Origin of the sequence: Enterobacter sp. 120016 (assembly GCF_018383635.1) — a bacterium.
Classification (GTDB): Bacteria; Pseudomonadota; Gammaproteobacteria; order Enterobacterales; family Enterobacteriaceae; genus Enterobacter; species Enterobacter asburiae_D.
The window spans coordinates 106,763-129,973 of sequence record NZ_JAHAWC010000004.1 but is presented as its reverse complement, the minus strand read 5'-3'; the positions used below and the strand labels follow the sequence as shown (position 1 = coordinate 129,973).

26 protein-coding genes and 2 tRNA genes are annotated in these 23,211 nt (G+C 56.0%); 10 read left to right on the top strand and 18 right to left on the bottom strand.

What is annotated here, in order from left to right; genetic code table 11:
• Nucleotides 1-92: 92 nt before the first annotated feature.
• A complete protein-coding gene (fumD, locus tag KIF87_RS08630) occupies nt 93-302 on the top strand; it encodes a fumarate hydratase FumD (RefSeq protein WP_008500615.1) in 210 nt (69 codons plus the stop codon).
• Here fumD and KIF87_RS08625 read toward each other — a convergent pair.
• The 4 genes from KIF87_RS08625 to KIF87_RS08610 are packed head-to-tail and all read right to left on the bottom strand — an operon-like array spanning nt 283 to nt 3,377.
• Nucleotides 283-969: an amino acid ABC transporter permease gene (locus KIF87_RS08625; protein WP_121423476.1), complete on the bottom strand. Its 687-nt coding sequence runs from the start codon at nt 967-969 to the stop codon at nt 283-285. The genes fumD and KIF87_RS08625 overlap by 20 nt on opposite strands.
• A complete protein-coding gene (locus KIF87_RS08620) occupies nt 953-1,729 on the bottom strand; it encodes an amino acid ABC transporter permease (protein WP_213328494.1) in 777 nt (258 codons plus the stop codon). Before KIF87_RS08620 ends, KIF87_RS08625 begins: the two co-directional genes overlap by 17 nt.
• Nucleotides 1,729-2,544, bottom strand: a complete 816-nt coding sequence (locus KIF87_RS08615) for an amino acid ABC transporter ATP-binding protein (protein ID WP_213328493.1) — start codon at nt 2,542-2,544, stop codon at nt 1,729-1,731. Before KIF87_RS08615 ends, KIF87_RS08620 begins: the two co-directional genes overlap by 1 nt.
• 2 nt (nt 2,545-2,546) lie before the next feature.
• Nucleotides 2,547-3,377 (bottom strand): ABC transporter substrate-binding protein, encoded by an 831-nt coding sequence (locus tag KIF87_RS08610; protein ID WP_166642362.1) that lies wholly within the window; start codon nt 3,375-3,377, stop codon nt 2,547-2,549.
• 246 nt (nt 3,378-3,623) lie between these two features.
• On the opposite strand from KIF87_RS08610, the gene KIF87_RS08605 reads away from it, so the two are divergent.
• Together KIF87_RS08605 and KIF87_RS08600 are read left to right on the top strand one after the other, a co-directional pair.
• Complete coding sequence (locus KIF87_RS08605; RefSeq protein WP_014831607.1) at nt 3,624-3,791, top strand: hypothetical protein; 168 nt, start codon at nt 3,624-3,626, stop codon at nt 3,789-3,791.
• 144 nt (nt 3,792-3,935) lie between these two features.
• Complete coding sequence (locus tag KIF87_RS08600; RefSeq protein ID WP_213328570.1) at nt 3,936-5,342, top strand: DUF1996 domain-containing protein; 1,407 nt, start codon at nt 3,936-3,938, stop codon at nt 5,340-5,342.
• A gap of 47 nt (nt 5,343-5,389) precedes the next feature.
• Here the strand turns inward: KIF87_RS08600 and KIF87_RS08595 are convergent, their stop codons facing one another.
• Nucleotides 5,390-5,530 carry a hypothetical protein gene (locus KIF87_RS08595; protein ID WP_008500607.1) on the bottom strand — a complete coding sequence of 47 codons (141 nt, stop codon included), beginning with the start codon at nt 5,528-5,530 and terminating at the stop codon, nt 5,390-5,392.
• A gap of 125 nt (nt 5,531-5,655) precedes the next feature.
• Between KIF87_RS08595 and KIF87_RS08590 the strand changes: the two genes are divergently transcribed.
• Together KIF87_RS08590 and KIF87_RS08585 are read left to right on the top strand one after the other, a co-directional pair.
• Nucleotides 5,656-6,438 (top strand): MBL fold metallo-hydrolase, encoded by a 783-nt coding sequence (locus tag KIF87_RS08590; RefSeq protein WP_213328492.1) that lies wholly within the window; start codon nt 5,656-5,658, stop codon nt 6,436-6,438.
• Nucleotides 6,439-6,510: 72 nt separating this feature from the next.
• On the top strand, nt 6,511-7,146 hold the full coding sequence (locus KIF87_RS08585) for a carbonic anhydrase (RefSeq protein ID WP_023335425.1): 636 nt from the start codon (nt 6,511-6,513) through the stop codon (nt 7,144-7,146).
• A 28-nt stretch (nt 7,147-7,174) separates the two neighbouring features.
• Here KIF87_RS08585 and KIF87_RS08580 read toward each other — a convergent pair whose 3' ends face one another.
• The 4 genes from KIF87_RS08580 to mdtK all read right to left on the bottom strand — a co-directional run bounded on the left by KIF87_RS08580 (nt 7,175) and on the right by mdtK (nt 10,573).
• Nucleotides 7,175-8,770, bottom strand: coding sequence for an FAD-NAD(P)-binding protein (locus KIF87_RS08580; protein WP_213328491.1), 1,596 nt, complete (start codon nt 8,768-8,770; stop codon nt 7,175-7,177).
• 118 nt (nt 8,771-8,888) lie between these two features.
• Nucleotides 8,889-8,965 (bottom strand) — tRNA-Val (locus tag KIF87_RS08575).
• A 4-nt stretch (nt 8,966-8,969) separates the two neighbouring features.
• Nucleotides 8,970-9,046, bottom strand: a tRNA-Val gene (locus KIF87_RS08570).
• Between the two features lie 153 nt (nt 9,047-9,199).
• Nucleotides 9,200-10,573: an MdtK family multidrug efflux MATE transporter gene (gene mdtK, locus KIF87_RS08565; protein ID WP_213328490.1), complete on the bottom strand. Its 1,374-nt coding sequence runs from the start codon at nt 10,571-10,573 to the stop codon at nt 9,200-9,202.
• Nucleotides 10,574-10,798: 225 nt separating this feature from the next.
• On the opposite strand from mdtK, the gene KIF87_RS08560 reads away from it, so the two are divergent.
• Nucleotides 10,799-11,443, top strand: coding sequence for a riboflavin synthase (locus tag KIF87_RS08560; RefSeq protein WP_023311347.1), 645 nt, complete (start codon nt 10,799-10,801; stop codon nt 11,441-11,443).
• A 31-nt stretch (nt 11,444-11,474) separates the two neighbouring features.
• Here KIF87_RS08560 and cfa read toward each other — a convergent pair whose 3' ends face one another.
• Both cfa and punC read right to left on the bottom strand, forming a co-directional pair.
• On the bottom strand, nt 11,475-12,623 hold the full coding sequence (gene cfa, locus KIF87_RS08555) for a cyclopropane fatty acyl phospholipid synthase (RefSeq protein ID WP_159513972.1): 1,149 nt from the start codon (nt 12,621-12,623) through the stop codon (nt 11,475-11,477).
• Between the two features lie 298 nt (nt 12,624-12,921).
• Nucleotides 12,922-14,121 carry a purine nucleoside transporter PunC gene (punC, locus tag KIF87_RS08550; protein ID WP_063142954.1) on the bottom strand — a complete coding sequence of 400 codons (1,200 nt, stop codon included), beginning with the start codon at nt 14,119-14,121 and terminating at the stop codon, nt 12,922-12,924.
• A 114-nt stretch (nt 14,122-14,235) separates the two neighbouring features.
• Here punC and punR point away from each other — a divergent pair, with 114 nt between their 5' ends.
• Nucleotides 14,236-15,147, top strand: coding sequence for a DNA-binding transcriptional activator PunR (gene punR / locus KIF87_RS08545; RefSeq protein ID WP_213328489.1), 912 nt, complete (start codon nt 14,236-14,238; stop codon nt 15,145-15,147).
• Nucleotides 15,148-15,164: 17 nt separating this feature from the next.
• Here the strand turns inward: punR and purR are convergent, their stop codons facing one another.
• Nucleotides 15,165-16,190: an HTH-type transcriptional repressor PurR gene (gene purR / locus KIF87_RS08540; RefSeq protein ID WP_023335431.1), complete on the bottom strand. Its 1,026-nt coding sequence runs from the start codon at nt 16,188-16,190 to the stop codon at nt 15,165-15,167.
• Between the two features lie 297 nt (nt 16,191-16,487).
• On the opposite strand from purR, the gene cydH reads away from it, so the two are divergent.
• Nucleotides 16,488-16,577 (top strand): cytochrome bd-I oxidase subunit CydH, encoded by a 90-nt coding sequence (gene cydH, locus KIF87_RS08535; protein WP_008500596.1) that lies wholly within the window; start codon nt 16,488-16,490, stop codon nt 16,575-16,577.
• Between the two features lie 163 nt (nt 16,578-16,740).
• On the top strand, nt 16,741-17,907 hold the full coding sequence (locus tag KIF87_RS08530; RefSeq protein ID WP_121423486.1) for an MFS transporter: 1,167 nt from the start codon (nt 16,741-16,743) through the stop codon (nt 17,905-17,907).
• 38 nt (nt 17,908-17,945) lie between these two features.
• On the opposite strand, the gene sodB is transcribed toward KIF87_RS08530, so the two are convergent.
• Together sodB and KIF87_RS08520 are read right to left on the bottom strand one after the other, a co-directional pair.
• Complete coding sequence (sodB, locus tag KIF87_RS08525) at nt 17,946-18,527, bottom strand: superoxide dismutase [Fe] (RefSeq protein ID WP_213328488.1); 582 nt, start codon at nt 18,525-18,527, stop codon at nt 17,946-17,948.
• Between the two features lie 122 nt (nt 18,528-18,649).
• On the bottom strand, nt 18,650-19,423 hold the full coding sequence (locus KIF87_RS08520; RefSeq protein ID WP_213328487.1) for a C40 family peptidase: 774 nt from the start codon (nt 19,421-19,423) through the stop codon (nt 18,650-18,652).
• A 338-nt stretch (nt 19,424-19,761) separates the two neighbouring features.
• Here KIF87_RS08520 and grxD point away from each other — a divergent pair, with 338 nt between their 5' ends.
• Nucleotides 19,762-20,109 (top strand): monothiol glutaredoxin 4, encoded by a 348-nt coding sequence (gene grxD / locus KIF87_RS08515; RefSeq protein ID WP_003832760.1) that lies wholly within the window; start codon nt 19,762-19,764, stop codon nt 20,107-20,109.
• Nucleotides 20,110-20,183: 74 nt separating this feature from the next.
• Here the strand turns inward: grxD and rnt are convergent, their stop codons facing one another.
• From rnt to KIF87_RS08495, 4 genes are all read right to left on the bottom strand, one after another.
• Nucleotides 20,184-20,843: a ribonuclease T gene (gene rnt / locus KIF87_RS08510; RefSeq protein WP_213328486.1), complete on the bottom strand. Its 660-nt coding sequence runs from the start codon at nt 20,841-20,843 to the stop codon at nt 20,184-20,186.
• Between the two features lie 95 nt (nt 20,844-20,938).
• Nucleotides 20,939-21,346 carry a lactoylglutathione lyase gene (gene gloA / locus KIF87_RS08505; RefSeq protein ID WP_013096923.1) on the bottom strand — a complete coding sequence of 136 codons (408 nt, stop codon included), beginning with the start codon at nt 21,344-21,346 and terminating at the stop codon, nt 20,939-20,941.
• Nucleotides 21,347-21,446: 100 nt separating this feature from the next.
• Nucleotides 21,447-22,544 carry an alkene reductase gene (locus KIF87_RS08500; protein ID WP_045353833.1) on the bottom strand — a complete coding sequence of 366 codons (1,098 nt, stop codon included), beginning with the start codon at nt 22,542-22,544 and terminating at the stop codon, nt 21,447-21,449.
• Between the two features lie 53 nt (nt 22,545-22,597).
• Complete coding sequence (locus KIF87_RS08495) at nt 22,598-23,197, bottom strand: TetR/AcrR family transcriptional regulator (RefSeq protein WP_063142961.1); 600 nt, start codon at nt 23,195-23,197, stop codon at nt 22,598-22,600.
• Between the last annotated feature and the right edge of the window lie 14 nt (nt 23,198-23,211).

Below are 23,211 nucleotides of genomic sequence, written 5' to 3'. Positions count from 1 at the left end.
GAAGCCCGGCGAGTCTCTCGCCGGGCTTCTTTTTTGTATCCGGCAGGAGAATCATTTAAGCTCAACGTTTAAAAGGCAATGGAGTGATGACGATGGGTAACGTGACCAAAGATGAAGCGCTGTACCAGGAGATGTGCCGGGTGGTCGGGAAGGTGGTGCTCGAGATGCGTGATTTAGGGCAGGAGCCAAAGCATATTGTCATTGCCGGAGTCCTGCGTACCGCGCTGGCGAACCAGCGCGTTAAGCGCAGTGAATTGACAACCGAAGCGATGGAAACGGTGGTTAAAGCGCTGGCCGGGTAAAGCGCCAGCGTTTTGCAAGCTGCTCGAGCGAGCAGCAGAGCAGGTAGTAGACCACGCCCGTAAAGATAAAAATGGCCGCCGGGTAGATTTGCACCCGGTTGTTGACCTGTCCCGCCACCGTGGTCAGTTCCGGTACGTTCACGATAAACGCCAGCGACGTATCCTTCAGCAGGCTGATAAATATCCCCACCAGCGACGGCAGAATATTCCTCAGCGCCTGCGGAAGCAGCACGCGCAGGAGGGTTTGCTGCGTGCTGAATCCCTGAGACAGTGCGGCCTCGTACTGCCCGGACGGTAGCGCGTTAAGCCCGGCCAGTACCGAGTGCATTACGGTTGCCGCGGTAAACCAGGCCAGGGCCAGCGTGACGGTAAGCGCCCCCGGCAGATCGCCTCCGGTCATAAGCGGCAGGAGATACCACATCCAGAAAATCACGAAGATGAGCGGGATACCGCGAATCAGCTCTGCCCACAAAAAGAGGGCCTTTCGCACAAGCCCGGTAAAGCGCCAGGCCAGACACGCGAGCACTATCCCTCCGGGCAGAGCGATGACGGCGGCCCCAATCGCCATTATCAACGAGAGCAGTACGCCCCCCGGTTCACCCGTTGCCGCGCGGCCCCACAGCAGGTAATCGAGGTTATCGGTGATGACATTAAGTCCGGCAATCATGTTTTTCACTCCCTGAGGTGGCGACGTTTGCGCGTTTACGTTTCGCTTCAGGTCCGATGCGAACCAGCACCATCCCCATGACCAGGCCGGTCAGCAGATAGAGTGCGGTTCCGAGGGTAAATGCCTCTAGCGCGTGCGCGTTATAGCTCTCGATCTGCCTGACCTGATAGGTCAGCTCGGCAAAGCCAATTCCGCTTGCGAGCGAGGAGAGCTTCATCAGATTAAGGTACTGGCCCACGACCGGCTGCCAGGCGTTGGCCAGACCCTGCGGCAGAAGGATGTAACGAAACAGACGCCACGCGGAGAATCCCTGAGCGAGCGCCGCCTCCCGCTGTCCGGCAGGCACGGAACGTAACCCCGACTCCACCTCTTCGATTAAAAACGCCGAGGTAAAGACGCCCAACCCCCAGGCAGAACATAAAAATTCGGGCGTAAACCACCAGACGTCGCCGGGCAGAATTGACCAGCTGTGATCCGCGTTCACCGCGTCGCGGAACGCCTGCGGTAGTCCGTTCCAGGCGGCAAAATACCAGAACAGCAGCTGCACCAGCAGCGGCGTATTGCGAAACAGCGACACCCAGCTGCTGACGACCGCGTTCCCGAGGCGTCCGCCGGAAAGGCGCAGAAGCATAAAGAGCAGTGCGAGCAGGCTGGCCAGCAGCATCCCGGCAAGCGTTACCCACAGGGTGGTGAGGAATCCGGAGAGTATCCACTGCAGAGGCTGTCCGGTCAGTACCCCCTGCCAGTCCAGCGCGGGCATTACAGATGCTCCTGATGCAGCGGGTTGAGTACCTTTTGCAGGAACCGCTGCGCGCGCGGATGCGACGGCCGGCTGAAAAACTGCGCCGGCGGAGCGGTTTCCAGAATTTGCCCGCCGTCGATAAAGACAATCCGGTCGGCAATTTCCCGGGCAAACTGCATCTCGTGGGTCACCACGATCATCGTGATCCCGCTGTGGGCGAGGGCTTTCATCACGTACAGCACTTCACCAATCATCTCCGGATCCAGCGCGGAGGTGGGTTCATCGAACAGGATGATTTGCGGTGAAGAGGCTAGGGCGCGGGCAATCGCGACGCGTTGCTGCTGTCCACCGGAAAGCTCTGCCGGGAAATGGTGGGCTTTTTCCAGCATCCCGACCTTTTCCAGCAGGGCCAGCGCGCGCTCCTGGGCAGGCTGCGGCTTCCAGCCGTGAACGTGCTCCAGGGCCAGGGTAATGTTCTGGCTGGCGGTGAGATGGGCGTAAAGATTGAACTGCTGGAACACAAACCCCACGCGGCTGCGCAGCTGGCGCAGCCCGCTACCGGAGAGCTTTGCGGTAGGCTTGCTGTCGACCAGAATCTCCCCGCCGCTCAGGCTTTCAAGCTGGTTGATGAGACGAATCAGGGTGGATTTACCGGAACCCGAGGGGCCGAGGATGGCGACCACTTCACCGGGCGTGATGTTGAGATTTATGTCGTTTAAAACCTGATGGTCACCGTAGCGTTTGTCCACATGACGAAACTCGACGCTGGCCTGTTCCAGATGTGAAAAATCCGCGGCACCGGCCGCGGAGTGTGAAAATAAACCTGAGAGCATAATTACCTGGCTTCTATTTTAAAGCCGCGAGGCTGTGGAGCTGGGGTGCCTGGACCAAACCAGACGTCGTAGATTTTTGCCGCCTGGCCGTTCTTCTCAAGATTAACCAGCTCGTCGTTAACGGCCTTCAGCAGCGCCGTTTCACCTTTTTTCACCCCTACGCCAATCTCTTCTTTGCTCAGCAGATCGGGCAGGATTTTGAAGTTCGCTTTATCCGGCGCCTGCGCCAGCAGACCGGCCAGAATGGTGCTGTCCTGGGTAATGGCCTGCACGTTTCCATTGCGCAGTGCCGTCAGCGCCAGGGGAATATCGTCATAAGAGAGCACGCGTGACTGCGGGAAACGCTGGTGCAGCGCCTGCTCGCCCGTCGTTCCTTTGACCGCGCCAATGCGCGCCCGGCTGTAGTCATCAAGCTTGTCCGGTGATTTAGCCGGAACCAGGAACTGCTGGCCGGTGACGAAGTAAGGTGTTGAGAAATCAATCACCTGCGCGCGTTCCGGGGTGATAGTAATATCCGCCACGATCAGATCGGCTTTTCCGGACTGCAGCAGCGGAATACGGTTAGCCGGATTGGTGGCAACCAGTTCAAGCTTCACGCCGAGCGATTTTGCCAGCGCTTTGGCGAAGTCCACGTCATAGCCCACTATCTCGTGCGTTTTTGCATCAATAGAGCCAAACGGCGGGTTGGCGTCAAACGTGGCCACTTTCACCACCCCTGCGGCCTTAATATCCGCCAGCTGATCGGCCTGTGCCTGCGCTGAAAGCAGGCTGCCCGCCGCCAGTAATCCCAGAACCAGTGTCCGTTTGGTAAACCCTTTCATGTTTGCTGCCATAGTCATTCGCCATCCCGTTGTTTTTGTTTTACCCCGCTACGCTCCCATAAGCGAAAGCTATCGCCAAATAAGAAATCGTTCTTTGCTATGAGCAAAAAAGCATTAGTGAACAAGGTGTTAATGAAGAGTGAAAAGAGCGGGATGCTATTTGCAAATCCTGCACATCGACAGTGGATTTTGGTATTTCCCCCGCGCGGCATTTGAGTGTTTAACTGAGGTCAGACACGGCGAGAGAGGGGTAAGACGATGAAAAAGTGGATCAGCACGTTACGGCGGTTTTTTGCGACCCGACCAGTGAATGCGGAGAACAGCGCGCAACGTGTTCTTGAGTCAATACTGCCTGTCGCCAGCCTGTATGGCGTGGACGTTGCCAACATTGACCCGGAGTGGTTCCATGATAAAACGTCACGCTGAACTGCGCCGCACGCGCGAAACGTACTGGAACGAGGTGTGCGTGACGTCTGTAAAGCCTCAAAAGACGGAAAAGTACGCCGTAAATCATTCGGTTAAATAGCCCGCTTTTGTTACCAATGTGTCCTTTCAGTCATGGAGAAAATGATGAAACGGACCACGGTAACATGCGCGCTTTCTGTCCCTGCGCTACTTTTCACACTTCATTCGGCACACGCCGCACCTCAGGCGCACGTTGTTTGCAGTTACTCCCATACCCTTGGCGATGATGCCATTATGATGTACGGCATGCCCAACGAGGCCATGCTGCACGACTTCTTCGGCAACGTGCAAACGGATGCTTACGCCAGCCGTGAATCCCTGCGCAGAGATGAAAAGACTACCTGCGATAACAAAGCCGACAGATCGGCATACTGGGCACCTTCGCTGCGCCTGCCTGACGGCATGGTCGTAAAGCCGGCGTATCAAAAAACCTATTATCTGGCGTCGAACGTGGACGTCTGGCCGCTGCACCCTTTCCCGGCGGGGCTGTCGCTGCTGGCGGGCGACCACCACGGTAGCGCGCCAAATCCACATATCACCTTTTTATGCGCCAACGGCAAGGGTTACACCGCCAGAACCGGTGAGGTCTGCGGCTTGCGCAAAGCCAACGATGCCGTGCAGTTCAATATTGGCATTCAGTTTCCGAACTGCTGGGACGGGGTAAACCTGAAGCCTGCCCACGGTCTGATGAACGCCACCTACGACATCAAGGGGCAGTGCCCGTCCGCGTTCCCGGTAAAAATTCCCACCGTGAACATGAACATTGCTTACGTGCTCCCGACGATTAGCTCGCTTGATACCAGCAAAGCGCAGCTCTCACTCGACCCTGTGATGCACGGCGATGAGCGTGAAGAGCGGTGGGGTAGCCTGTACACGGCGCATGCTGACTTCATGAACGGCTGGACGGAAGACGCCGCGCGCTTTATGACGGACCTGTGCATGAACCGCGGGTTAGATTGTGGCACCACCGTCCCTTATGGTTATTCCAGAGCGAAGGCTAACGTCTGGCTCAGCAGCCTGGAGCCAGAACTCTCCCAGCCTGAACCGCAGGTTTTACTGGTGCAAGACAACTGGCAAAACGGGGGGCGCACGAAAAATGGCGAAACGCTGTCGCTGGTGAAGTTTCACATTCCTCCGCTGCCAGTCGGGCAGGATCCTTCGCAGTTTACATACCGCGTGCGGATTTATGGCGGGAAAGTGGAAACTGACGGTGCCGATCAGATCTTCTTCTATCCGGCCAGCAACGACTGGGATCCTGCTACCGTGAGATGGGCCTCGCGTCCGGCCTGTAACTATCGCTCAGACGCCGTGCTCTATCTGAACCATTCTCGTGAATACCGGATGGTGGACGTGGACAAAGCCGTGCGTAAGGCGCTGGCGGAAGGGAAAACCGAAATTTCGTGGTACATCGGCGGTGACCGCCAGGGGAATCACTACCAGTTCGAACCGGCTTCTTCATCAGAAAGCCTGGTGCTGATGCTGACGGGGTTTAAAAAGACGCCCGAGCTGTAATCCCCCCGCTGAGAAAAAAAAGCACCGGTTTCCCGGTGCTTTTTTTATTAGATCTTGCAGGCATCGCCGCAGTCGTCGTCGGCGATAATCGCCTGCGCTTTTTTGTCTGCATCGTCCAGACGTTCCGCATTACGCTCTTCGGCTTCATCCAGACCGTTAAAGACTAAGTTATCGAGATCAATTTCCATGTGGCACCTGCTCTGTTCAGTATGTGATTCTGGCACAGTATAGGGTAAAAAAAGCCAGCAATGTACCTCGCAGCACATAAGGATAATCCCTGCCATACTCAGTGCTTTATCGCTGAGGAGAGCACATGATTACCCTCTGTAAAACCTGTGGAACCGCCTACGATACGCAGCCGGACCGATGCCCGATTTGCGAGGACGAGCGCCAGTACGTGCCCGCCACGGGCCAGGCGTGGACCGATCTCGATACCGTCACCGCCACGCATACCAACAAATGGCAGCAGCTGGAGCCGCGGCTGTTTGGGATCAAAACGGTCCCTGCGTTTGCGATCAACCAGCGGGCGCTGCTCCTGCAAACGCCTCACGGGAATATTCTCTGGGACTGCATCGCCAACCTCGACCCCGCAACCAAAACGCTCATTACCGCCCTCGGCGGCATCAGCGCGATTGCGATTTCACATCCGCACTATTACACCACGATGCAGGAGTGGGCTGCGGCGTTTGATGCGCCGGTGTACCTGCACGCCAGCGACCGAGAGTGGGTTATGCGCGACAGCCCGGCCATTCATTTTTGGGAGGGGGATTCGCTGGACGTATTCCCGTCGGTCACCCTGCTGCGTCTGGGCGGGCATTTTGCCGGTGGAACGGTGCTGCACTGGCAGGAGGGGGACGGGGCATTGCTGGTGGGCGATATTCTGCAGGTCACGCCGGGTAAAGACGCCGTCTCGTTTATGTGGAGCTACCCGAATTATCTCCCACTGCCGGCCCGCACCGTGGCGTCGGTCGTGAGTCATCTGGAAGGCAGAACGTTTGCACGTCTGTACGGCGCGTTCGAAGGGCAGAACATCCAGGCCAGTGCGGACGAGATTGTGCAGCGGTCGGGCCAGAAATATATTGCTTGTCTGAAGTAAACCACGATGGGTAAACTTTACGAGTGTGATCGCGATCATACCTAAACTAAAACAGATAAAAGAGACATTGCTATGCAACATATCATTGAAGGTTTTCTCAGCTTTCAAAAAGAGATTTTCCCGCAACGTAAAGAACTCTTCCGCAGTTTAGCGTCCAGCCAGAATCCCAAAGCGCTGTTCATCTCATGCTCCGACAGCCGTCTGGTCCCGGAACTGGTCACCCAGCAAGAGCCAGGACAACTCTTTGTCATTCGTAATGCTGGCAACATTGTGCCGCCGTTCGGACCCGAGCCTGGCGGCGTGTCCGCCACCATCGAATACGCCGTGGTGGCGCTGGGCGTCACGGATATCGTGATTTGTGGTCACTCCAACTGTGGCGCGATGAAGGCGATTGCCGATAACGCGAACCTGGAGCCGATGCCTGCCGTGTCACACTGGCTGCGCTATTCTGACGCGGCGAAAGCCGTGGTTGAGAAGAAAACCTGGGATAAGCCGATCGATAAAGTCAATGCGATGGTGCAGGAGAACGTGTTTGCGCAGCTGAGCAACATTAAGACCCATCCGTCCGTCGCGGTGGGCCTGCGTAATAACTCTATCCGACTGCACGGCTGGGTGTACGACATTGAAAGCGGCAAAATCCTTGCCCTGGATAAAGAGACGAAAACCTTCGTTTCGCTGTCTGAAAACCCGGAAGTCTTCTTCGAGTAATCAGCGACAGCAGGGCATGGAAGCCCTGTCAGTTCTCAACATACGGTAATCTCCGCCGCGATCCGGACGCGGGTTTTTCCGCCGCCTTCGCCATTGCTTCCGCAATCTCTGCACACTCCGCCAGCCCCTGAACGAAGGGACGATCGTGCATCAGCCACGGTATCGCGCCGAAGGCGATGCGCCCGCGAACGGTGTCAGGCGCTTTTAAGGTGTAATCCTCGCCGATGTCGGGTATCTCTTCGCCCGTGGCTTCCAGCTGTTTGCGCAGCGTCGGGAAGGGCAGATCTTTCGTTTTGAGCGGCTTTTGCCCGCGCGCATCAATAAAAACGTCGAAGCGGTAAACGGTCTCTTTTGTGGTTATCACCGTTCGATCGCTGCCAACATCCAGCGCGTAATCGTCACCGAGCGCAGCCACGCTAATGATGCCGGCTTCGCGAAGCGCGAGCAGCCTTTGGATCGACTGCGGGGGAATGGCCGCATAGTTGTCGATAAATACCCGGGCCAGGCCTTGCTTAAAGCGCTCTCTGTCCTCTTCGTCGAGGTGGGGGACAATCTCCTGAACCACCTCATGCAGCCGAAGGACGGCATAGCGCCAGGCCACGGTGCGCTGTTCGCGTTTATTTTTCTCAACTTCTTTCAGGTTATCTTCCGCCCAGGTAAAGGGGCCGTGCCGTTTACGATCCTCAAACCAGGCCTCACGGATGCTGTCCGCATTCTGCTTATGCAGCGATATTTTCTCGCACCACGTCGGGTCAGCGAGCTGAAGCTCTTTGACCATCAGGGTAAAGATGCGGTCGAGCAGGCCATCCGATCCTTTCGCAATCTCGCTTTCAGCCGCGCGTTCGGTCAATACCGATAGCGGTTCGTAAGGGATAGGGCAGTAAAAATCGGCTTCCGGCAGAATGCCCGTCCGGGACATCAGAACAATCTTCAACGCGTCGCTACCTTTATCCAGCACGAATTTATCGTCGCGAAACGCACCGTGCTGCATCACTACCGCCATGGCCGCGTCGAGACCGCTTAACGATGTCCCCATAATACCGACGCGGCAGGGAGGAATACGGGCGTCCATCAGACCGGACCAGGGGCTTGGGAAGAACGTGCGCGTGGCTTCATCCTCTTCGGGCCAGACGTGGCCGGTGGCGATAACCGCAAGGTCGAATTGATCGGGCAAGACGCTGCCGTTTACGGAAAGCGTAACGCCGGTTGTTGTGGGAATGATGTCTGTGACCTTCGCAGATTCATGGACATCAACGTTGAATCCCAGCCTTTTTGCCTCTTTTACGATGGAAAGAAAGCTGTCGCGGAAATACTCACCCAGCAGGAGCCTGGGCAGGAACTGCCGGTCATGCAGGCGGGCTTTATCAATCTTAAAGCGCGCAAGATGGGCGTCACTCTGTTCCTTGAGCCAGTCGAGGTAGGTCATAAAAATGGGCGGGATTTCAATGCTCGCAATGTTCGCCAGCATCAGACGAGAGTTATCGTCGTCGTTATAGGGCATACCCACGCCAGCGTCTTCGGATTGTTCAAAGATGGAAACTGAGAGCGGGGTGCTGTTTTTAAGGAGATGATAAAAAGTATAAATCCCTGTGGGGCCGGAGCCGATAATCGCGATTTTCTTCATCGACGGTCTTCCTGTTTTTTTTCCATAGGAAAAGCGTAGCAGGAGAATAATGATGAAAATAAGGGATTAGGAAAATTCAGGATATCAGAATAGGATTTGCACCATTTCAGGACTGAAATGGTGCGTCCGAGTGGACTCGAACCACCGACCCCCACCATGTCAAGGTGGTGCTCTAACCAACTGAGCTACGGACGCAGAATGGTGCGTTCAATTGGACTCGAACCAACGACCCCCACCATGTCAAGGTGGTGCTCTAACCAACTGAGCTATGAACGCAACGTGTTGTCGGTGACAACGGGGACGAATATTAGCGGCAGAGCACCAAGGTGGCAAGAGGGAAAATGCATTTTTCTCTCTGATTTCACGCGATTGCTTCATTACCGCGCAAAGTGAAGAGAAAGTAGCCGCCAGGGGGCGGCTACTGCGTCGTTAACGTGCAGCGCGTTGCAAAATAACCGTTGATGGCTGGCGCTGCAGGAAGCGCATACGCATCATCATCATAATCGCCGCTGACGTCAGGCCGATGATAAAGCCCATCCAGAACCCTGCCGGACCCATGCGATCCACCACCAGATCGGTGAGCGCCAGGATATAGCCAGCCGGCAGTCCCAGCACCCAGTAGGCGATGAAGGTGATAAAGAAGATGGAGCGCGTGTCTTTATATCCGCGCAGCACGCCGCTGCCAATCACCTGGATGGAGTCAGAGATCTGGTAAATCGCGGCCAGCAGCATCAGGTGCGAGGCCAGCGTCACCACTTCCGGACTGTCGTTGTAGAGCAGGGCAATCTGCTCGCGCAGCGCTACGGTGAAGAGCGCCGTACAGACAGCCATGCAGACACCCACGCCCAGCCCGGTCCGGGCGGCCGTTTGCGCATCCAGCGTTGAGCCCTGGCCCAGGCGGAAGCCCACACGAATCGTCACCGCCGCCGCCAGCGACATCGGCAGGACGAACATCAGGGAGCTGAAGTTCAGCGCAATCTGGTGCCCGGCCACGTTCACAATGCCCAGCGGGGAGACCAGCAGGGCGACCACGGCAAACAGGGTCACCTCAAAGAACAGGGCGAGGGCAATCGGCAACCCTAACTGCACCAGACGCGTCATGATGTTCCAGTCCGGCGTGCTAAATCTGTTCTCGTTGCGAATATCGCGCATGGAACGGGCGCGTTTTACATAGGTGATCATCGCGAAAAACATCACCCAGTAAACGGCTGCCGTCGCCACGCCGCAGCCGACGCCGCCCAGCTCCGGCATCCCGAAGTGACCGTAAATAAAGACATAGTTCACCGGAATATTGACCAGCAGGCCGATAAAGCCCATCACCATCCCGGGCTTGGTTTTCGCCAGGCCCTCACACTGGTTACGCGCTACCTGGAAAAAGAGGTAGCCGGGCGCACCCCAGAGCAGGGCGCGCAGATAGCCCACGGCTTTATCAGCCAGTGCCGGGTCAATGTTATGCATAGCGCGAATGATATGGCCCGCGTTCCAGAGCACGACCATGATCAGCACGGAGACAAACCCTGCCAGCCAGAAACCCTGACGAACCTGATGGGCAATGCGCTCGCGACGACCCGAGCCATTGAGCTGAGCGATAACAGGCGTGAGCGCGAGCAGCAGACCGTGGCCGAACAGGATGGCCGGAAGCCAGATTGACGTGCCGATAGCAACGGCCGCCATATCGGTGGCGCTGTAGCCACCTGCCATTACCGTATCCACAAATCCCATTGCGGTCTGGGCCACTTGCGCGACGATCACTGGTATAGCCAGTGCCAATAACTGGCGCGCTTCATTCATGTACTTCTGCACGTGAACACCTTTATTTTGTAGTTATTTGAGAGACTAAAAAAGCCGCCGAAACGGGCAGCAAGAAGAAAATGCAGGGGGGTGCCAGCTATTGTAGCGGGCTTTAGCTATTTATCTAGTGAAAAAATCGCCAGAAAATGCGCTCCGCTGGCAACCTGTTTTTCCAACTGTTATTGTGGTGGGATTAAACGGTGTCACCACCGTCCGGAAAAAACAGGAGTTGTAAGCATGTTTACTGGTATTGTGCAGGGCACCGCCAAAGTGGTGTCCATTGATGAAAAACCTAATTTCCGTACTCATGTTGTTGAGCTGCCGGAATATATGCTTGAGGGCATTGAAACCGGCGCGTCGATTGCCCATAACGGCTGCTGCCTGACCGTTACCGAAATTAACGGCAACCAGATCAGCTTTGATTTAATGAAAGAGACGCTGCGCATCACCAACCTGGGCGAGCTGGCGGTGGGAGATACCGTCAACGTTGAGCGTGCGGCGAAGTTCAGCGATGAGATTGGCGGCCACCTGATGTCCGGGCACATCATGACCACCGCTGAAGTAGCGAAAATCGTGACCTCGGAAAATAACCGTCAAATCTGGTTTAAAATGCAGGATCCTTCATTAATGAAATACATCCTCTATAAAGGATTTATTGGCATTGATGGGATTAGCCTGACGGTGGGTGAAGTAACGCCAACGCGTTTTTGCGTGCATTTAATTCCTGAAACGCTGCAGCGCACCACGCTGGGTGCGAAAAAACTGGGGCACCGCGTGAATATCGAAATCGATCCGCAAACCCAGGCGGTGGTGGATACGGTTGAGCGCGTGCTGGCCGCAAAAGAAGCGGCAATAATAAAGACCGCCGCAGAAGAAGAATAAAAAAATAACCCCGGGCTTCCGGGGTTATTTTTTAGCGTGCGACACGGAGTCCGTGTTCAATCCCACGGCTGAATACTACCTGCCAGAGCTGAATATCCCGTGCGCGAAACGCCCCCGCGCAGGCATTCAGATAATAGCTAAACATCCGCTTGAATCGTTCAGAATAGTTGTCCGCAATCTCAGGCCAGGTCTCCTGAAAACGCGCATGCCATGCCATCAACGTGGTGTCGTAATCCGCGCCAAAGTTATGCCAGTCTTCCATCACGAAATGGGGTTCACTGGCGTTGGCAATCTGGCGAACGGACGGTAAACAGCCATTCGGAAAGATGTATTTGTTGATCCACGGGTCAACGTTATTGTCGGTCCGCTTAGAGCCGATGGTGTGCAGCAGGAAGATGCCGTCCGGTTTGAGATTACGATCCACCACCTCAAAATAGGTATCGTAGTTTTTCGGCCCGACGTGCTCAAACATGCCGACGGAAACGATCCGGTCAAACTGTTCGTTCAGGTCACGGTAATCCTGCAGCCGGATATCGACATCGAGACCCTGGCAGCGCTCTCGCGCCATTTTTTGCTGTTCCGCTGAAATCGTCACGCCGACGACGCTGACGCCATAGTGCTTCGCCATAAAATACGCCAGCCCGCCCCAGCCGCAGCCGATATCCAGCACGCGCATACCGGGCTGCAGCTGCAGCTTCTCGCTAATCAGACGCAGCTTGGCCTGCTGGGCCTCTTCAAGCGTCGACGCCTCTTTCCAGTAGGCGCAGGAGTACTGCATGAAAGGGTCCAGCATACGGCTGAACAGGTCGTTGCCAAGATCGTAGTGTTCTTTGCCAACGATCCAAGCGCGTTTTTTACTTTGCAGATTGAACAGTCGGGCAGACGCGACGCGCAGGGTGTCTTTCAGATTGCGAGGGAGTTGATTTTCAAGACCGGCACGCAGCACGCTGGCGAAAAAGGTATCCAGACGTTCGCACTCCCACCAGCCGTCCATATAGCTTTCTCCCAGGCCTAACGATCCCTCCCGCAGTACGCGTTTAAAAAAGTCGGGATGTTTAACCTGAGGATCGGATGGCGATGATCCATTGATAGTGATGCCTGCTCGACCTAACAGTTCACTGACGATCCGGGACCAGTTATCGTCCGGAACGCTGACTTCTTCTATACACGATGAACTCATAGCTTCTCCATCACCCTACTGTGATCAGAACCTTAAAACAGCGTAGACGCTTTTTTTGGTTTGTGAGAAATCTCACGGTAAATACCGCGAGGCTAATATCCGACGTAGAACAGAGGAAGGGAGATAACCCTTGCCGAAATGCCTTCCATGGTAAAACGGGAGCGCTCCGGCTCCCGTTAACACTTAATATTTATCGTATTTAATCGAACCAAATTTAGTATAGGCTTCAAAATTTGGTGATTCAATAGAAAATTCTTAGCAACCTAATCACTGAAAATTAACATGATTTCCGGCGCGATTATGCATGCGACGTTTCAACCTGAGTGCGGTTGTCCTGCTCGCGCTGCGCGGCTGCCTGCATGCGATAGCCCATCACCGCCAGCGCAACGGTGACCAGCATCACGCTGGTGGTGGTAAGGAGCGGCGTGGCAATCAGCGCCGAGACCACCAGACTTGCCAGGAAGCACAGCCCCAGCTGCAGGGTGTTCTGCAGCGCGGCGGCGCGGCCCGTCGCCTGCGGGAACGGACGCAGCGCCTGGGCTACGACAATCGGGTAAATCGCCCCGTTCGCGACGGCCATCACGCAGAATGGGATCAAAATTTCGGCCAGACCGGCACCCGGAATAAAGCCAACGGCCCAGGTCCCGATGACGCTCAGCGCATACAGCACCAGCAGCCATGGCAGCATCTGCTGACCTTCCCACTTCTGCAGCGCCGCGCGGCAGCCGTACCCGCCCACCAGGAACGCGATAGTCTGCGGAACATAGCTCAGGCCGATGGCGGCCGGGCTGTAACCCATATCGTGCAGAATGAACGGCGAACCGGTGAGCCACGCGAAGAAGCTTGCCGAGCAGGCGGCATAGATCAGGACATTACCGCGATACGCTTTGGTGCTGAGCAGGGAAGTGAAGGTAATCGGCTTCGCGTCAGCATGCGCTTCTTTTTTATGCGCGGGCTTGAGGGCGAACGCCGGCAGCATCAATACCAGGGTAATGGCAAACAGCGTGGCGAAGATGGCCTGCCAGTCGAAATGCGCGAGGATCCAGCTGCCCAGCAGGGGAGCGAGGGCAGGTGAGAGACCCACCAGCGGCATAATGGTGGCGAAAATACGGTTAGTGCGGTTAGCCGGGTAATAGTCGGTGACCAGCGCCTGCCAGGTCACGGCCGCGGCACAAACGCCCACGGCCTGAATAAAACGCAGCACCAGCAGCCAGGTGGCATCGCGCACCCATAACATCCCCAGGCAGCCCACGGCAAAAATGGCCAGGCCCAGCAGCAGTACCGGTTTACGACCAAAGCGATCCGAGAGCGGTCCCCAGAGCAGCTGTGCGAAGGCAAAACCGGCGAGGAATAAACTCAGGCTGGCGCTGATGGCGGCAGCCGGGGTTTGCAAATCTTCCTGCATGGCGGCAAACGCCGGCAGGTACATATCGGTGGCCAAAAAGCCCAGCACGCTTAAGCCGCCGAGCCAGACTAAAAAACCGTTCCTGGGTTGCATTATTTTATTCTCCTGAGGAGGCAGGTATACATTGGCGCTGAGTGTAGGGAGTGCAAAGCCGCTTGTGAAACGCTAATATTTGGCGGGTGCATTCAAATTTTTTGCAGGTAGAAAATGTGGTCAGATTATTCTCTTGAAGTGGTCGATGCTGTTGCGCGTAACGGTAGCTTTAGCGGTGCGGCGCAGGAGCTGCACCGCGTCCCTTCGGCAATCAGCTACACGGTGCGTCAGCTGGAGGAGTGGCTGGCGGTTCCGCTGTTTGAACGGCGGCATCGTGATGTGGAATTAACGCCCGCAGGCGCGTGGTTTTTGAAGGAAGGGCGTTCTGTTATCAAAAAAATGCAGATCACCCGCGAACAGTGTCAGCAGATCGCTAACGGCTGGCGGGGACATCTTTCCATCGCGGTGGATAACATCGTTAAGCCGGAACGCACCCGGCAGATGATCGTCGACTTCTATCGTCATTTTTCAGATGTCGAACTGCGGGTTTCGCAGGAGGTGTTCAACGGCGTCTGGGATGCGCTGGCGGACGGCAGGGCAGAGATGGCGATCGGGGCCACGCAGGCGATCCCGGTCGGGGGGCGTTACGCCTTTCGCGATATGGGGATGCTGAGCTGGAAGTGCGTGGTGGCAAGCGATCATCCGCTGGCGGCGATGGAAGGGCCGCTGAGCGATGATACGCTGCGCAACTGGCCGTCGCTGGTGCTGGAGGATACGTCCCGTTCATTGCCCAAGCGTATCACCTGGCTTCTGGACAACCAGCGGCGGGTGGTGGCCCCCGACTGGGAATCGTCGGCGACGTGCCTCAGTGCCGGACTGTGCGTCGCAATGGTGCCCGTTCATTTCGCGCGTCCGCGCATCGATACCGGAGAGTGGGTTGAGCTGACGCTGGAGAATCCGTTCCCGGATGCGGCCTGCTGCCTCACCTGGCAGCAAAATGATATCTCGCCTGCGATGGCCTGGCTGCTGGATTATCTGGGAGACAGCGAAACGCTAAACCGGGAATGGTTACGGGAGCCAGCATAGCTGGCCCCGTAAGGCGATTAACGACGGTAGTCGCGGAACGGACCGTCCGCAACGGAACGGCGTTCGATAAGACGCGGGTGAACTTCAATGGACTGCGACTCTTCACGCTTGTTGACGATCCTGTCCATCAGCATATTGAAGGCCGTTTCGCCCAGCGAATCTTTCGGCTGGTGAATGGTGGTCAGCGCTGGCGTGAAGAAACGCGCGTTACGCACGTTGTCATAACCGATCACAGAAATATCCTGCGGGACTCGCAGGCCCAGCTCGTCGGCAGCACAGAGCGCGCCCATCGCCATGATGTCGCCCCCGCAGAAAACGGCGGTCGGACGGTGCGGCTGGGAGACAATCTGCTGCATCGCGCGGTAGCCCGATTCCGGCTCAAAGTCACCCTGCACAATCCAGTTTTCCGGCACGTTGATCAGCGCTTCTTCCATCGCTTTCATAAAACCGGCCAGACGGCCCGCGCCGGTGTTGCGCTCCAGCGGACCGGGGATCACGCCAATCTCCCGGTGACCGCGTTCGATCAGATAACGACCGGCCATATAGCCGCCTTCAAAGGCGTTATCGATAACGGAATCTGTGAAATCCGCGCGCGCTTCGCCCCAGTCCATGACCACCATGGGAATGTGGCGATACTCTTCAAGCATCGACAGCACGGATTCCGGGTACTCGGAACACATCACCAGCAGGCCATCAACGCGCTTTTGCGCCATCATCGACAGGTAGGCGCGCTGTTTTTCAATGCTGTTCCACGCGTTGCCCAGAATCAGGGTATAGCCTTTCTGGAAGCAGTTTTTTTCAACCGCTTCAATGATCTCGGCAAAATAGGCCGCTTCACTGCTGGTCGCCAGCAATCCAATAGACTTGGTGTGATTAACCTTGAGGCTACGCGCAACCGCGCTTGGCGAATAGTGCAGCTCTTTGATCGCTGCCCAGACGGCATTGCGCGTCTCTTCCGCCACGAAGCGGGTTTTGTTAATTACATGTGATACGGTTGTAGTGGAAACGTTTGCGCGTTTTGCTACGTCTTTAATTGTTGCCATTAAATGTCACTCCAGACCATATCCTAAACTCCTGAAAAACTTGAAGGTAAACGTTTGCCTTCTCTCACCCTTATCTCGCAATGTTGAATTGCGGCACGCCGGGAAAACGACACGGGACGTCAGGAGGGGGTCAATGGCCGGTACGCTAATAAATTTAGCGTGGAATTTTGTCCTATCTTGATGAAAAGGGGAAGAGGTAAAGTGGTTATCAGTATAAATCCAGGAAGATTTTTGACGTAATCTGTGCAAAAATGAGCAAGCTCACTTTTCGTGTGGGGATTAAAAGGAGAAAAATTGATGAGTTCCGATCTTAAGTTTTCGCTGTTCACCACCGTTGTTGTGCTGGCTCTGATTGTCGCGGCCGGTCTGACGGCTGCGCTGCACTGATTTACGCGGAGGGAGAGCCTTCTCCCTCCCGACTCCCCGGATTGTTACTTCTCTGGCAAAAATCTTTTGCCATTTTGTTAACTTCTCATTTTTTGTGATTGATGTCATGCTTTCCGTTTCTTTGTTCTGTGTCACCACATGACACGGCATCCGGAGTTGACGCATGAAAATCAATTTTCCCCTGCTGGCCCTGGCGATTGGCGCTTTTGGGATTGGCACCACTGAATTCTCCCCGATGGGGTTACTGCCCGTTATTGCCCGGGGCGTAGACGTCTCGATCCCTGCGGCTGGCATGTTAATCAGCGCCTACGCCATTGGCGTGATGGTAGGGGCACCGCTGATGACGCTTCTGCTTTCGCACCGCGCGCGCCGCAATGCGCTGATTTTCCTGATGGCGATTTTCACCCTGGGGAACGTGCTTTCGGCCATTGCGCCGGACTACACCACATTGATGCTGTCCCGCATTCTGACCAGCCTTAACCACGGCGCGTTCTTTGGGCTGGGGTCGGTCGTGGCTGCCAGCGTGGTGCCAAAACATAAGCAGGCGAGCGCTGTGGCAACCATGTTTATGGGGCTAACGATTGCCAACATCGGCGGGGTGCCTGCGGCAACCTGGCTGGGGGAAGCGATCGGCTGGCGTATGTCCTTCCTGGCGACTGCCGGGCTGGGCGTGGTTGCGATGGTGGCGCTGTTCTTCTCCTTGCCGAAAGGCAGCGCGGGGGAACGTCCTGACGTGCGCAGAGAGCTGTCGGTGCTGATGCGCCCGCAGGTGCTCTCCGCGCTGCTCACCACCGTGCTGGGGGCAGGGGCGATGTTTACCCTCTACACCTATATTTCACCGGTCTTGCATGACATCACCCACGCAACGCCACTCTTCGTGACCGCGATGCTGGTGCTGATTGGCGTAGGCTTCTCGATCGGTAACTATCTCGGTGGGAAATTTGCCGACCGTTCCGTGAGCGGGACGCTGAAGGGCTTCTTAACCCTGCTGATTGTCATCATGATTGCCATTCCGTGGCTGGCGCGTAATGAGTTTGGGGCCGCGATCGCGATGGTCGTCTGGGGAGCTGCCACTTTCGCCGTGGTGCCGCCGCTGCAGATGCGCGTGATGCGCGTCGCCCATGAAGCGCCGGGCCTCTCATCTTCGGTCAACATCGGTGCCTTCAACCTGGGCAATGCGCTCGGTGCGGCGGCCGGTGGGGCCGTGATTTCGGGGGGACTGGGGTACAGCTTTGTGCCGGTGATGGGGGCGATTATTGCCGCGCTCGGCCTGCTGCTGGTGATGATGTCGGGTCGTAAACAGCCTGAAGCAGCCTGCGCTGCGGAATAAACCAAAAACGCAGAAGGGCGAACCCTTCTGCGTGTCTCTTACGCGGCGAGGTTCTTCGCGACAAAGTCCCAGTTAACCAGTGCCCAGAAGTGCTCCAGGTAGTTCGGGCGCGCGTTGCGGTAATCAATGTAGTAAGCGTGTTCCCACACGTCCACGGTCATCAGCGGCTTAGCGCTGGTGGTCAGCGGGGTGCCCGCGTTAGAGGTGGACACGATAGCCAGTTTGCCATCCGCCTCTTTCACCAGCCACGTCCAGCCAGAACCGAAGTTCTTGATGGCTGCATCGGTAAATTTCGCTTTGAAATCCGCGAAGCTGCCAAATGCGGCATTGATCGCGGTAGCCAGTTCACCGGCAGGTTCACCGCCGGCATTCGGCGCCAGGCAGTGCCAGTAGAAGGTGTGGTTCCACACCTGAGCCGCGTTGTTAAATACGCCACCCTCTGAGCTGCGGACGATCTCTTCCAGCGTTTTGCCTTCAAAATCGGTGCCCTTGATCAGATTGTTCAGGTTGGTGACGTACGTCTGGTGATGCTTGCCGTAATGGTATTCCAGGGTTTCCGCCGAAATGTGCGGTGCCAGGGCGTCTTTTGCATACGGTAGTGCAGGTAATTCGAACGACATTGCTTCTCTCCTTATTGTATTTTGCGTTGCCAATAACCACACAGACAACAAGGACAGGATAGCAAATTGAAAGGGTATGCAAAAGAGGAACTTACCCCGCCACGGATGTGGCAGGGCAGGGGTTAGCGAATGGTTTTCGGCGTCATCACGCGACGCGCGCCGACGTAGTGGCGTAGCCAGTAGTCTTCACTGAGAGAGGTGATCTGAATATCCTGGCCGCTACGCGGAGACTGGATGAATTTCCCGTTGCCGACATAGACGCCGACGTGGTCAGCCGTGCCGCGACCCTGGGTGCGGAAGAACACCAGATCGCCGTTTTCCAGCTCACCGCGGTCAACCGGAGAGGCATCGCGCAGGTGGTACATCTCATTGGCGGTACGAGGAATGCGGAATTTGACCAGATCTTTATAGGCGTAATAGACGAGGCCGCTGCAGTCAAATCCGGTACGCGGCGAGCTGCCACCCCAGTGATAAGGTTTGCCAATCTGCCCCATCAGTTTGTTCATCGCGGTTTTTTGCGCTTTCTGTACTCGCACTTTATGCACTTCCGCTATTTTCGTGACCTTCGTGCATTTCGCCTTGTGGCCTTTACGCGTGATGCATTTTTCAGTAACGAGGTTAGCGGCGGTTTGCGAAGCTTTACTTTTGGCGGAGTGGGCAGTGCGGGAAGGTTCTGTTTTCGTCTTGCTGGAAGCGGTCTGTTTCGTTTGAGCCGGTGTTTTTTTCTTGTCGTTCTTAGCGGTGGTTTTTTTCTTACGTTCTGTGGCTTTCACCAGATGGTTTTTTTGTACAGCAGAATGCCGCGCCTGCTGAGAGGCGTTTGCCACTGGCGTGAAAGTGAGTGAAGTAAACAGTAAAGCACAGAGCGTGATCGAGATTTTATTTATCCGCGCCACTGGGCAGTCCCCTGATAAATGCAGGTCATCAATAATACCCGCGTGTGATTTACAAAGCCCGTCGATTCTAATCTATAAAAACCCAGAAAGTTAATAGCATTTTTCAATCTACAATCGTGTTTCGTTAGCAAGTGCAAAAAAATTCATCGTTCTGTCGCACATTTGCCCACTCCCTAAGCAAAACCCTGACCGCCGCAGGGGTAAACACCATTTGCAATGCAACTTTTCGTGACTCGGGGTAGAATGTATAAACGTGACAAAAATGTTATTTTCCGATGCCAGTCTGACCCGCTACAATGTCAGACGAATGCCGTAACAGAAGTTAAAGGAAGCAAGACATGAGCACCACTATTGAAAAAATCCAGCGCCAGATCGCTGAAAACCCGATTCTGCTGTATATGAAAGGTTCTCCGAAGCTGCCAAGCTGCGGCTTCTCCGCACAAGCGGTTCAGGCGCTGTCAGCCTGTGGTGAGCGTTTTGCTTACGTTGATATCCTGCAGAACCCGGACATCCGCGCTGAGCTGCCAAAGTATGCTAACTGGCCGACTTTCCCACAGCTGTGGGTTGACGGTGAACTGGTTGGCGGCTGCGATATCCTGATTGAAATGTATCAGCGCGGCGAACTGCAGCAGCTGATCAAAGAGACGGCGGCGAAGTACAAAACTGAAGAGCCGGACGCAGAGTAATTTTCTGCGCAAATAAAAAAGCGACCCGCTATGTGGTCGCTTTTTTTTGTCGGGCGGCGCTGCGCTTACCCGACCTACGATTGGCGCTCGGCCTCATCACCCATCGGCAGCGGCCAGCCGCCCAGACGCTTCCAGCGGTTGACGATCTCACAGAACAGCTCTGCGGTGCGCTCCGTGTCGTATAAAGCGGAATGCGCCTGCGTGCCGTCAAACTCAATTCCTGCCGTGATGCAGGCCTTTGATAACACCGTTTGCCCCAGGGCCAGGCCGCTCAGTGCGGCGGTGTCGAAGGTCACAAAAGGATGGAAGGGGTTGCGTTTGAGCGCGGCGCGATCGGCGGCGGCCATGGTAAAGCTGTGATCGAAGGTGGCGTTATGGGCCACCATGATGGCGCGGCTGCAGTTACTCTCTTTCATACCTTTACGCACCATTTTAAAAATGGCGTGCAGCGCATCATATTCACTCACTGCACCACGCAGCGGGTTATGCGGATCGATACCGTTAAACGCCAGCGCTTCCGGCTGTAAGTTTGCCCCTTCGAAAGGTTCAACGTGGAAATGCAGCGTGGTGTCCGGGATAAGCCAGCCCTGTTCATCCATCTTCAGCGTGATGGCGGCAATTTCGAGCAGCGCATCGGTTTTAGCGTTAAATCCGGCTGTTTCTACATCAATGACAACGGGATAAAAACCACGAAAACGGTCGCACAGACCGCTAAATTGAGCGTTATCGGACATCAGGGTCTCTTACAAGGGGAAAAAGCAGAGCGCATTATGGCAAATTTTGCAGGGTGATGCAGTAAAACAACGGGCGCATGTTGCGCCCTGAGGGATCAGTTGCCCAGACCGCGACCCGCGTCTTTGGCTTCAATCAGCTCGATTTTGTAACCGTCCGGATCTTCCACGAACGCAATCACGGTGGTGCCGCCTTTTACCGGGCCCGCTTCGCGCGTAACGTTACCGCCGTTGCTGCGAATGCGCTCACACGCTTCGGCCGCGTTGTCCACTTCCAGCGCGATGTGGCCGTAGGCAGTGCCCAGCTCATAGCTGTCTACGCCCCAGTTGTAGGTCAGCTCGATCACCGCTTCATCCGTTTCCGGGCCGTAACCCACGAACGCCAGCGAGTATTTGTATTCCGGGTTTTCGCTGGTGCGCAGCAGCTTCATGCCCAGTACGTTAGTGTAGAAATCAATGGAACGTTGCAGATCGCCAACGCGCAGCATGGTGTGAAGTAGGCGCATAATTTCCTCATTAACCAATGAAATAGACTGTCTTTTTGAACAGAAACGATGTTTTAGTATAGCGGCGAAGTATCGCCGCTATCAATGAACAACGGCGAGATTACAGAGAAGGGTAGTCGGTGTAGCCTTCCGCGCCGCCGCCGTAGAAGCTTTCCGGGCGCTGCGGGTTCAGGGCCGCTTTTTTCTGCAGGCGGGCAACCAGATCCGGGTTGGCGATGTAGTCGCGGCCAAACGCGACGGCATCAATCAGCCCTTTGCCGATCAGGTCTTCGGCTTTCTCCGGGGTATAAGCCCCCGCACCGATGATCACCCCGTGGAAACGCTCGCGCACTTTCTGGCGGAATGCGTCCGTGTAAGGTTTACCGCCAGCCCAGTCCGGCTCGGACATGTGCAGATAGGCGATGCCACGTTTAGCCAGCTCTTCAATCAGATACAGCGCGTCCGCTTCTTCGTTCGGACCGTTGTCGACGTTCTGGAAAGAACCGATTGGGGAGACGCGGATCCCGATACGGTCCGGGCTCCACTCCTGGCATACGGCGTCAACCACTTCCAGCACCAGGCGAGCGCGGTTTTCGACGCTGCCGCCGTACTGGTCGGTGCGATGGTTAGACGACGGTGACAGGAACTGGTGCAGCAGGTAGCCATGGGCGGAGTGCAGCTCAATCAGGTCAAAACCGGCTTCACGGGCGTTCGCTACTGCCTGACGGAAGTCGTTCACGATACCCGGGATCTCGTCCAGCTCAAGCGCGCGCGGCATAGAGGTATCCACGCGGATCGCATTGCCGTTTTCATCACGCAGGGAAGTACGGGTATTTGCGCTCAGGGCCGAAGCGGAGACCGGTGCCTGGCCGCCAGGCTGAATGCTGCTGTGGGAGATACGACCGGTATGCCACAGCTGGACCGCAATGCGACCCTCTTCAGCGTGAACGCCCGCGGTGATTTTCTTCCATGCGGCGATCTGTTCCGGGCTGTGAAGACCCGGCGCACCCGCATAACCCTTAGCCTGAGCAGAAATCTGCGTGGCTTCGGTGATGATCAGGCCAGAGCTTGCGCGCTGACGGTAGTATTCACCCATCAGTGGGGTTGGGATGTCACCCGGCTCAATGCTGCGCAGACGGGTAAGCGGAGCCATAAACACGCGGTTTGGCGCAGTGACGGCACCCACTTTTAAGGGGGTAAATAATTTTTCAGCTGACATAAAGACTCCTGAGTAGACCAGTCGACTAGTAATAAGGTAAATAAAAACGCCTGCTATACGCCAGGCGCAGTAATACTGTTTTTCACATGTGCCAGGGCGCTTTCCAGCGGCACGGCACTGCGCGAAATTTTTGCCTGCAGGTTAGCCCCTAGCCAGAGCGCATATAACACCTGCGCCTGGGTTAGCGGCTCGCCTGAAAAGGCCAGCGTTTTTTCATCGCGGCCTTTCTCCAGCGCCTGGGCCAGCAGGGCGATAACGCCGCGGGCACCTTTATCCATCGCCGTGCGCATATCTTCAGAAAGATCGCACACTTCTGCAGACAGCTTAACGGTCAGGCAACCGCTGATGATGCCCTGCTGACAGAACTGATTCAGCGTTTCCTGATAGTAGTTCAGAACACGATCCCGGTAGTTGCCTTCACCCGATGCAAAGTGGGTCGCCAGACGCTGGTGGTAGCCAGCATAATGACGCTCCAGCATCGCCACGCCGAAGGCCTCTTTGGACCGAAAGTAGTGGTAAAACGATCCTTTCGGTACCTCAGCGGTTTTTAACAGCTCGCTCAACCCCATACCGGTGAACCCGCGATGCATGCAAAGTTGCTCGCCGGTCGCCAGTAAATGTTCGCGGGTATCGTGTTCAGTATTTCTGCTCATGGCCGCACTCTAAT

Excerpts from the sequence above, each read along its gene's own strand:
- KIF87_RS08560 (WP_023311347.1), top strand. The coding sequence starts at position 10,799 with ATGTTTACTGGTATTGTGCAGGGCACCGCCAAAGTGGTGTCCATTGAT.
- KIF87_RS08610 (WP_166642362.1), bottom strand. The coding sequence starts at position 3,377 with ATGGCAGCAAACATGAAAGGGTTTACCAAACGGACACTGGTTCTGGGA.
- KIF87_RS08590 (WP_213328492.1), top strand. The coding sequence starts at position 5,656 with ATGATTACCCTCTGTAAAACCTGTGGAACCGCCTACGATACGCAGCCG.
- fumD (WP_008500615.1), top strand. The coding sequence starts at position 93 with ATGGGTAACGTGACCAAAGATGAAGCGCTGTACCAGGAGATGTGCCGG.
- KIF87_RS08615 (WP_213328493.1), bottom strand. The coding sequence starts at position 2,544 with ATGCTCTCAGGTTTATTTTCACACTCCGCGGCCGGTGCCGCGGATTTT.
- KIF87_RS08495 (WP_063142961.1), bottom strand. The coding sequence starts at position 23,197 with ATGAGCAGAAATACTGAACACGATACCCGCGAACATTTACTGGCGACC.
- purR (WP_023335431.1), bottom strand. The coding sequence starts at position 16,190 with ATGGCAACAATTAAAGACGTAGCAAAACGCGCAAACGTTTCCACTACA.
- KIF87_RS08605 (WP_014831607.1), top strand. The coding sequence starts at position 3,624 with ATGAAAAAGTGGATCAGCACGTTACGGCGGTTTTTTGCGACCCGACCA.
- rnt (WP_213328486.1), bottom strand. The coding sequence starts at position 20,843 with ATGTCCGATAACGCTCAATTTAGCGGTCTGTGCGACCGTTTTCGTGGT.
- punR (WP_213328489.1), top strand. The coding sequence starts at position 14,236 with ATGTGGTCAGATTATTCTCTTGAAGTGGTCGATGCTGTTGCGCGTAAC.
- KIF87_RS08600 (WP_213328570.1), top strand. The coding sequence starts at position 3,936 with ATGAAACGGACCACGGTAACATGCGCGCTTTCTGTCCCTGCGCTACTT.
- KIF87_RS08530 (WP_121423486.1), top strand. The coding sequence starts at position 16,741 with ATGAAAATCAATTTTCCCCTGCTGGCCCTGGCGATTGGCGCTTTTGGG.
- grxD (WP_003832760.1), top strand. The coding sequence starts at position 19,762 with ATGAGCACCACTATTGAAAAAATCCAGCGCCAGATCGCTGAAAACCCG.
- KIF87_RS08500 (WP_045353833.1), bottom strand. The coding sequence starts at position 22,544 with ATGTCAGCTGAAAAATTATTTACCCCCTTAAAAGTGGGTGCCGTCACT.
- gloA (WP_013096923.1), bottom strand. The coding sequence starts at position 21,346 with ATGCGCCTACTTCACACCATGCTGCGCGTTGGCGATCTGCAACGTTCC.
- cydH (WP_008500596.1), top strand. The coding sequence starts at position 16,488 with ATGAGTTCCGATCTTAAGTTTTCGCTGTTCACCACCGTTGTTGTGCTG.
- KIF87_RS08585 (WP_023335425.1), top strand. The coding sequence starts at position 6,511 with ATGCAACATATCATTGAAGGTTTTCTCAGCTTTCAAAAAGAGATTTTC.
- sodB (WP_213328488.1), bottom strand. The coding sequence starts at position 18,527 with ATGTCGTTCGAATTACCTGCACTACCGTATGCAAAAGACGCCCTGGCA.
- cfa (WP_159513972.1), bottom strand. The coding sequence starts at position 12,623 with ATGAGTTCATCGTGTATAGAAGAAGTCAGCGTTCCGGACGATAACTGG.
- punC (WP_063142954.1), bottom strand. The coding sequence starts at position 14,121 with ATGCAACCCAGGAACGGTTTTTTAGTCTGGCTCGGCGGCTTAAGCGTG.
- KIF87_RS08595 (WP_008500607.1), bottom strand. The coding sequence starts at position 5,530 with ATGGAAATTGATCTCGATAACTTAGTCTTTAACGGTCTGGATGAAGCC.
- KIF87_RS08580 (WP_213328491.1), bottom strand. The coding sequence starts at position 8,770 with ATGAAGAAAATCGCGATTATCGGCTCCGGCCCCACAGGGATTTATACT.
- KIF87_RS08620 (WP_213328494.1), bottom strand. The coding sequence starts at position 1,729 with ATGCCCGCGCTGGACTGGCAGGGGGTACTGACCGGACAGCCTCTGCAG.
- KIF87_RS08625 (WP_121423476.1), bottom strand. The coding sequence starts at position 969 with ATGATTGCCGGACTTAATGTCATCACCGATAACCTCGATTACCTGCTG.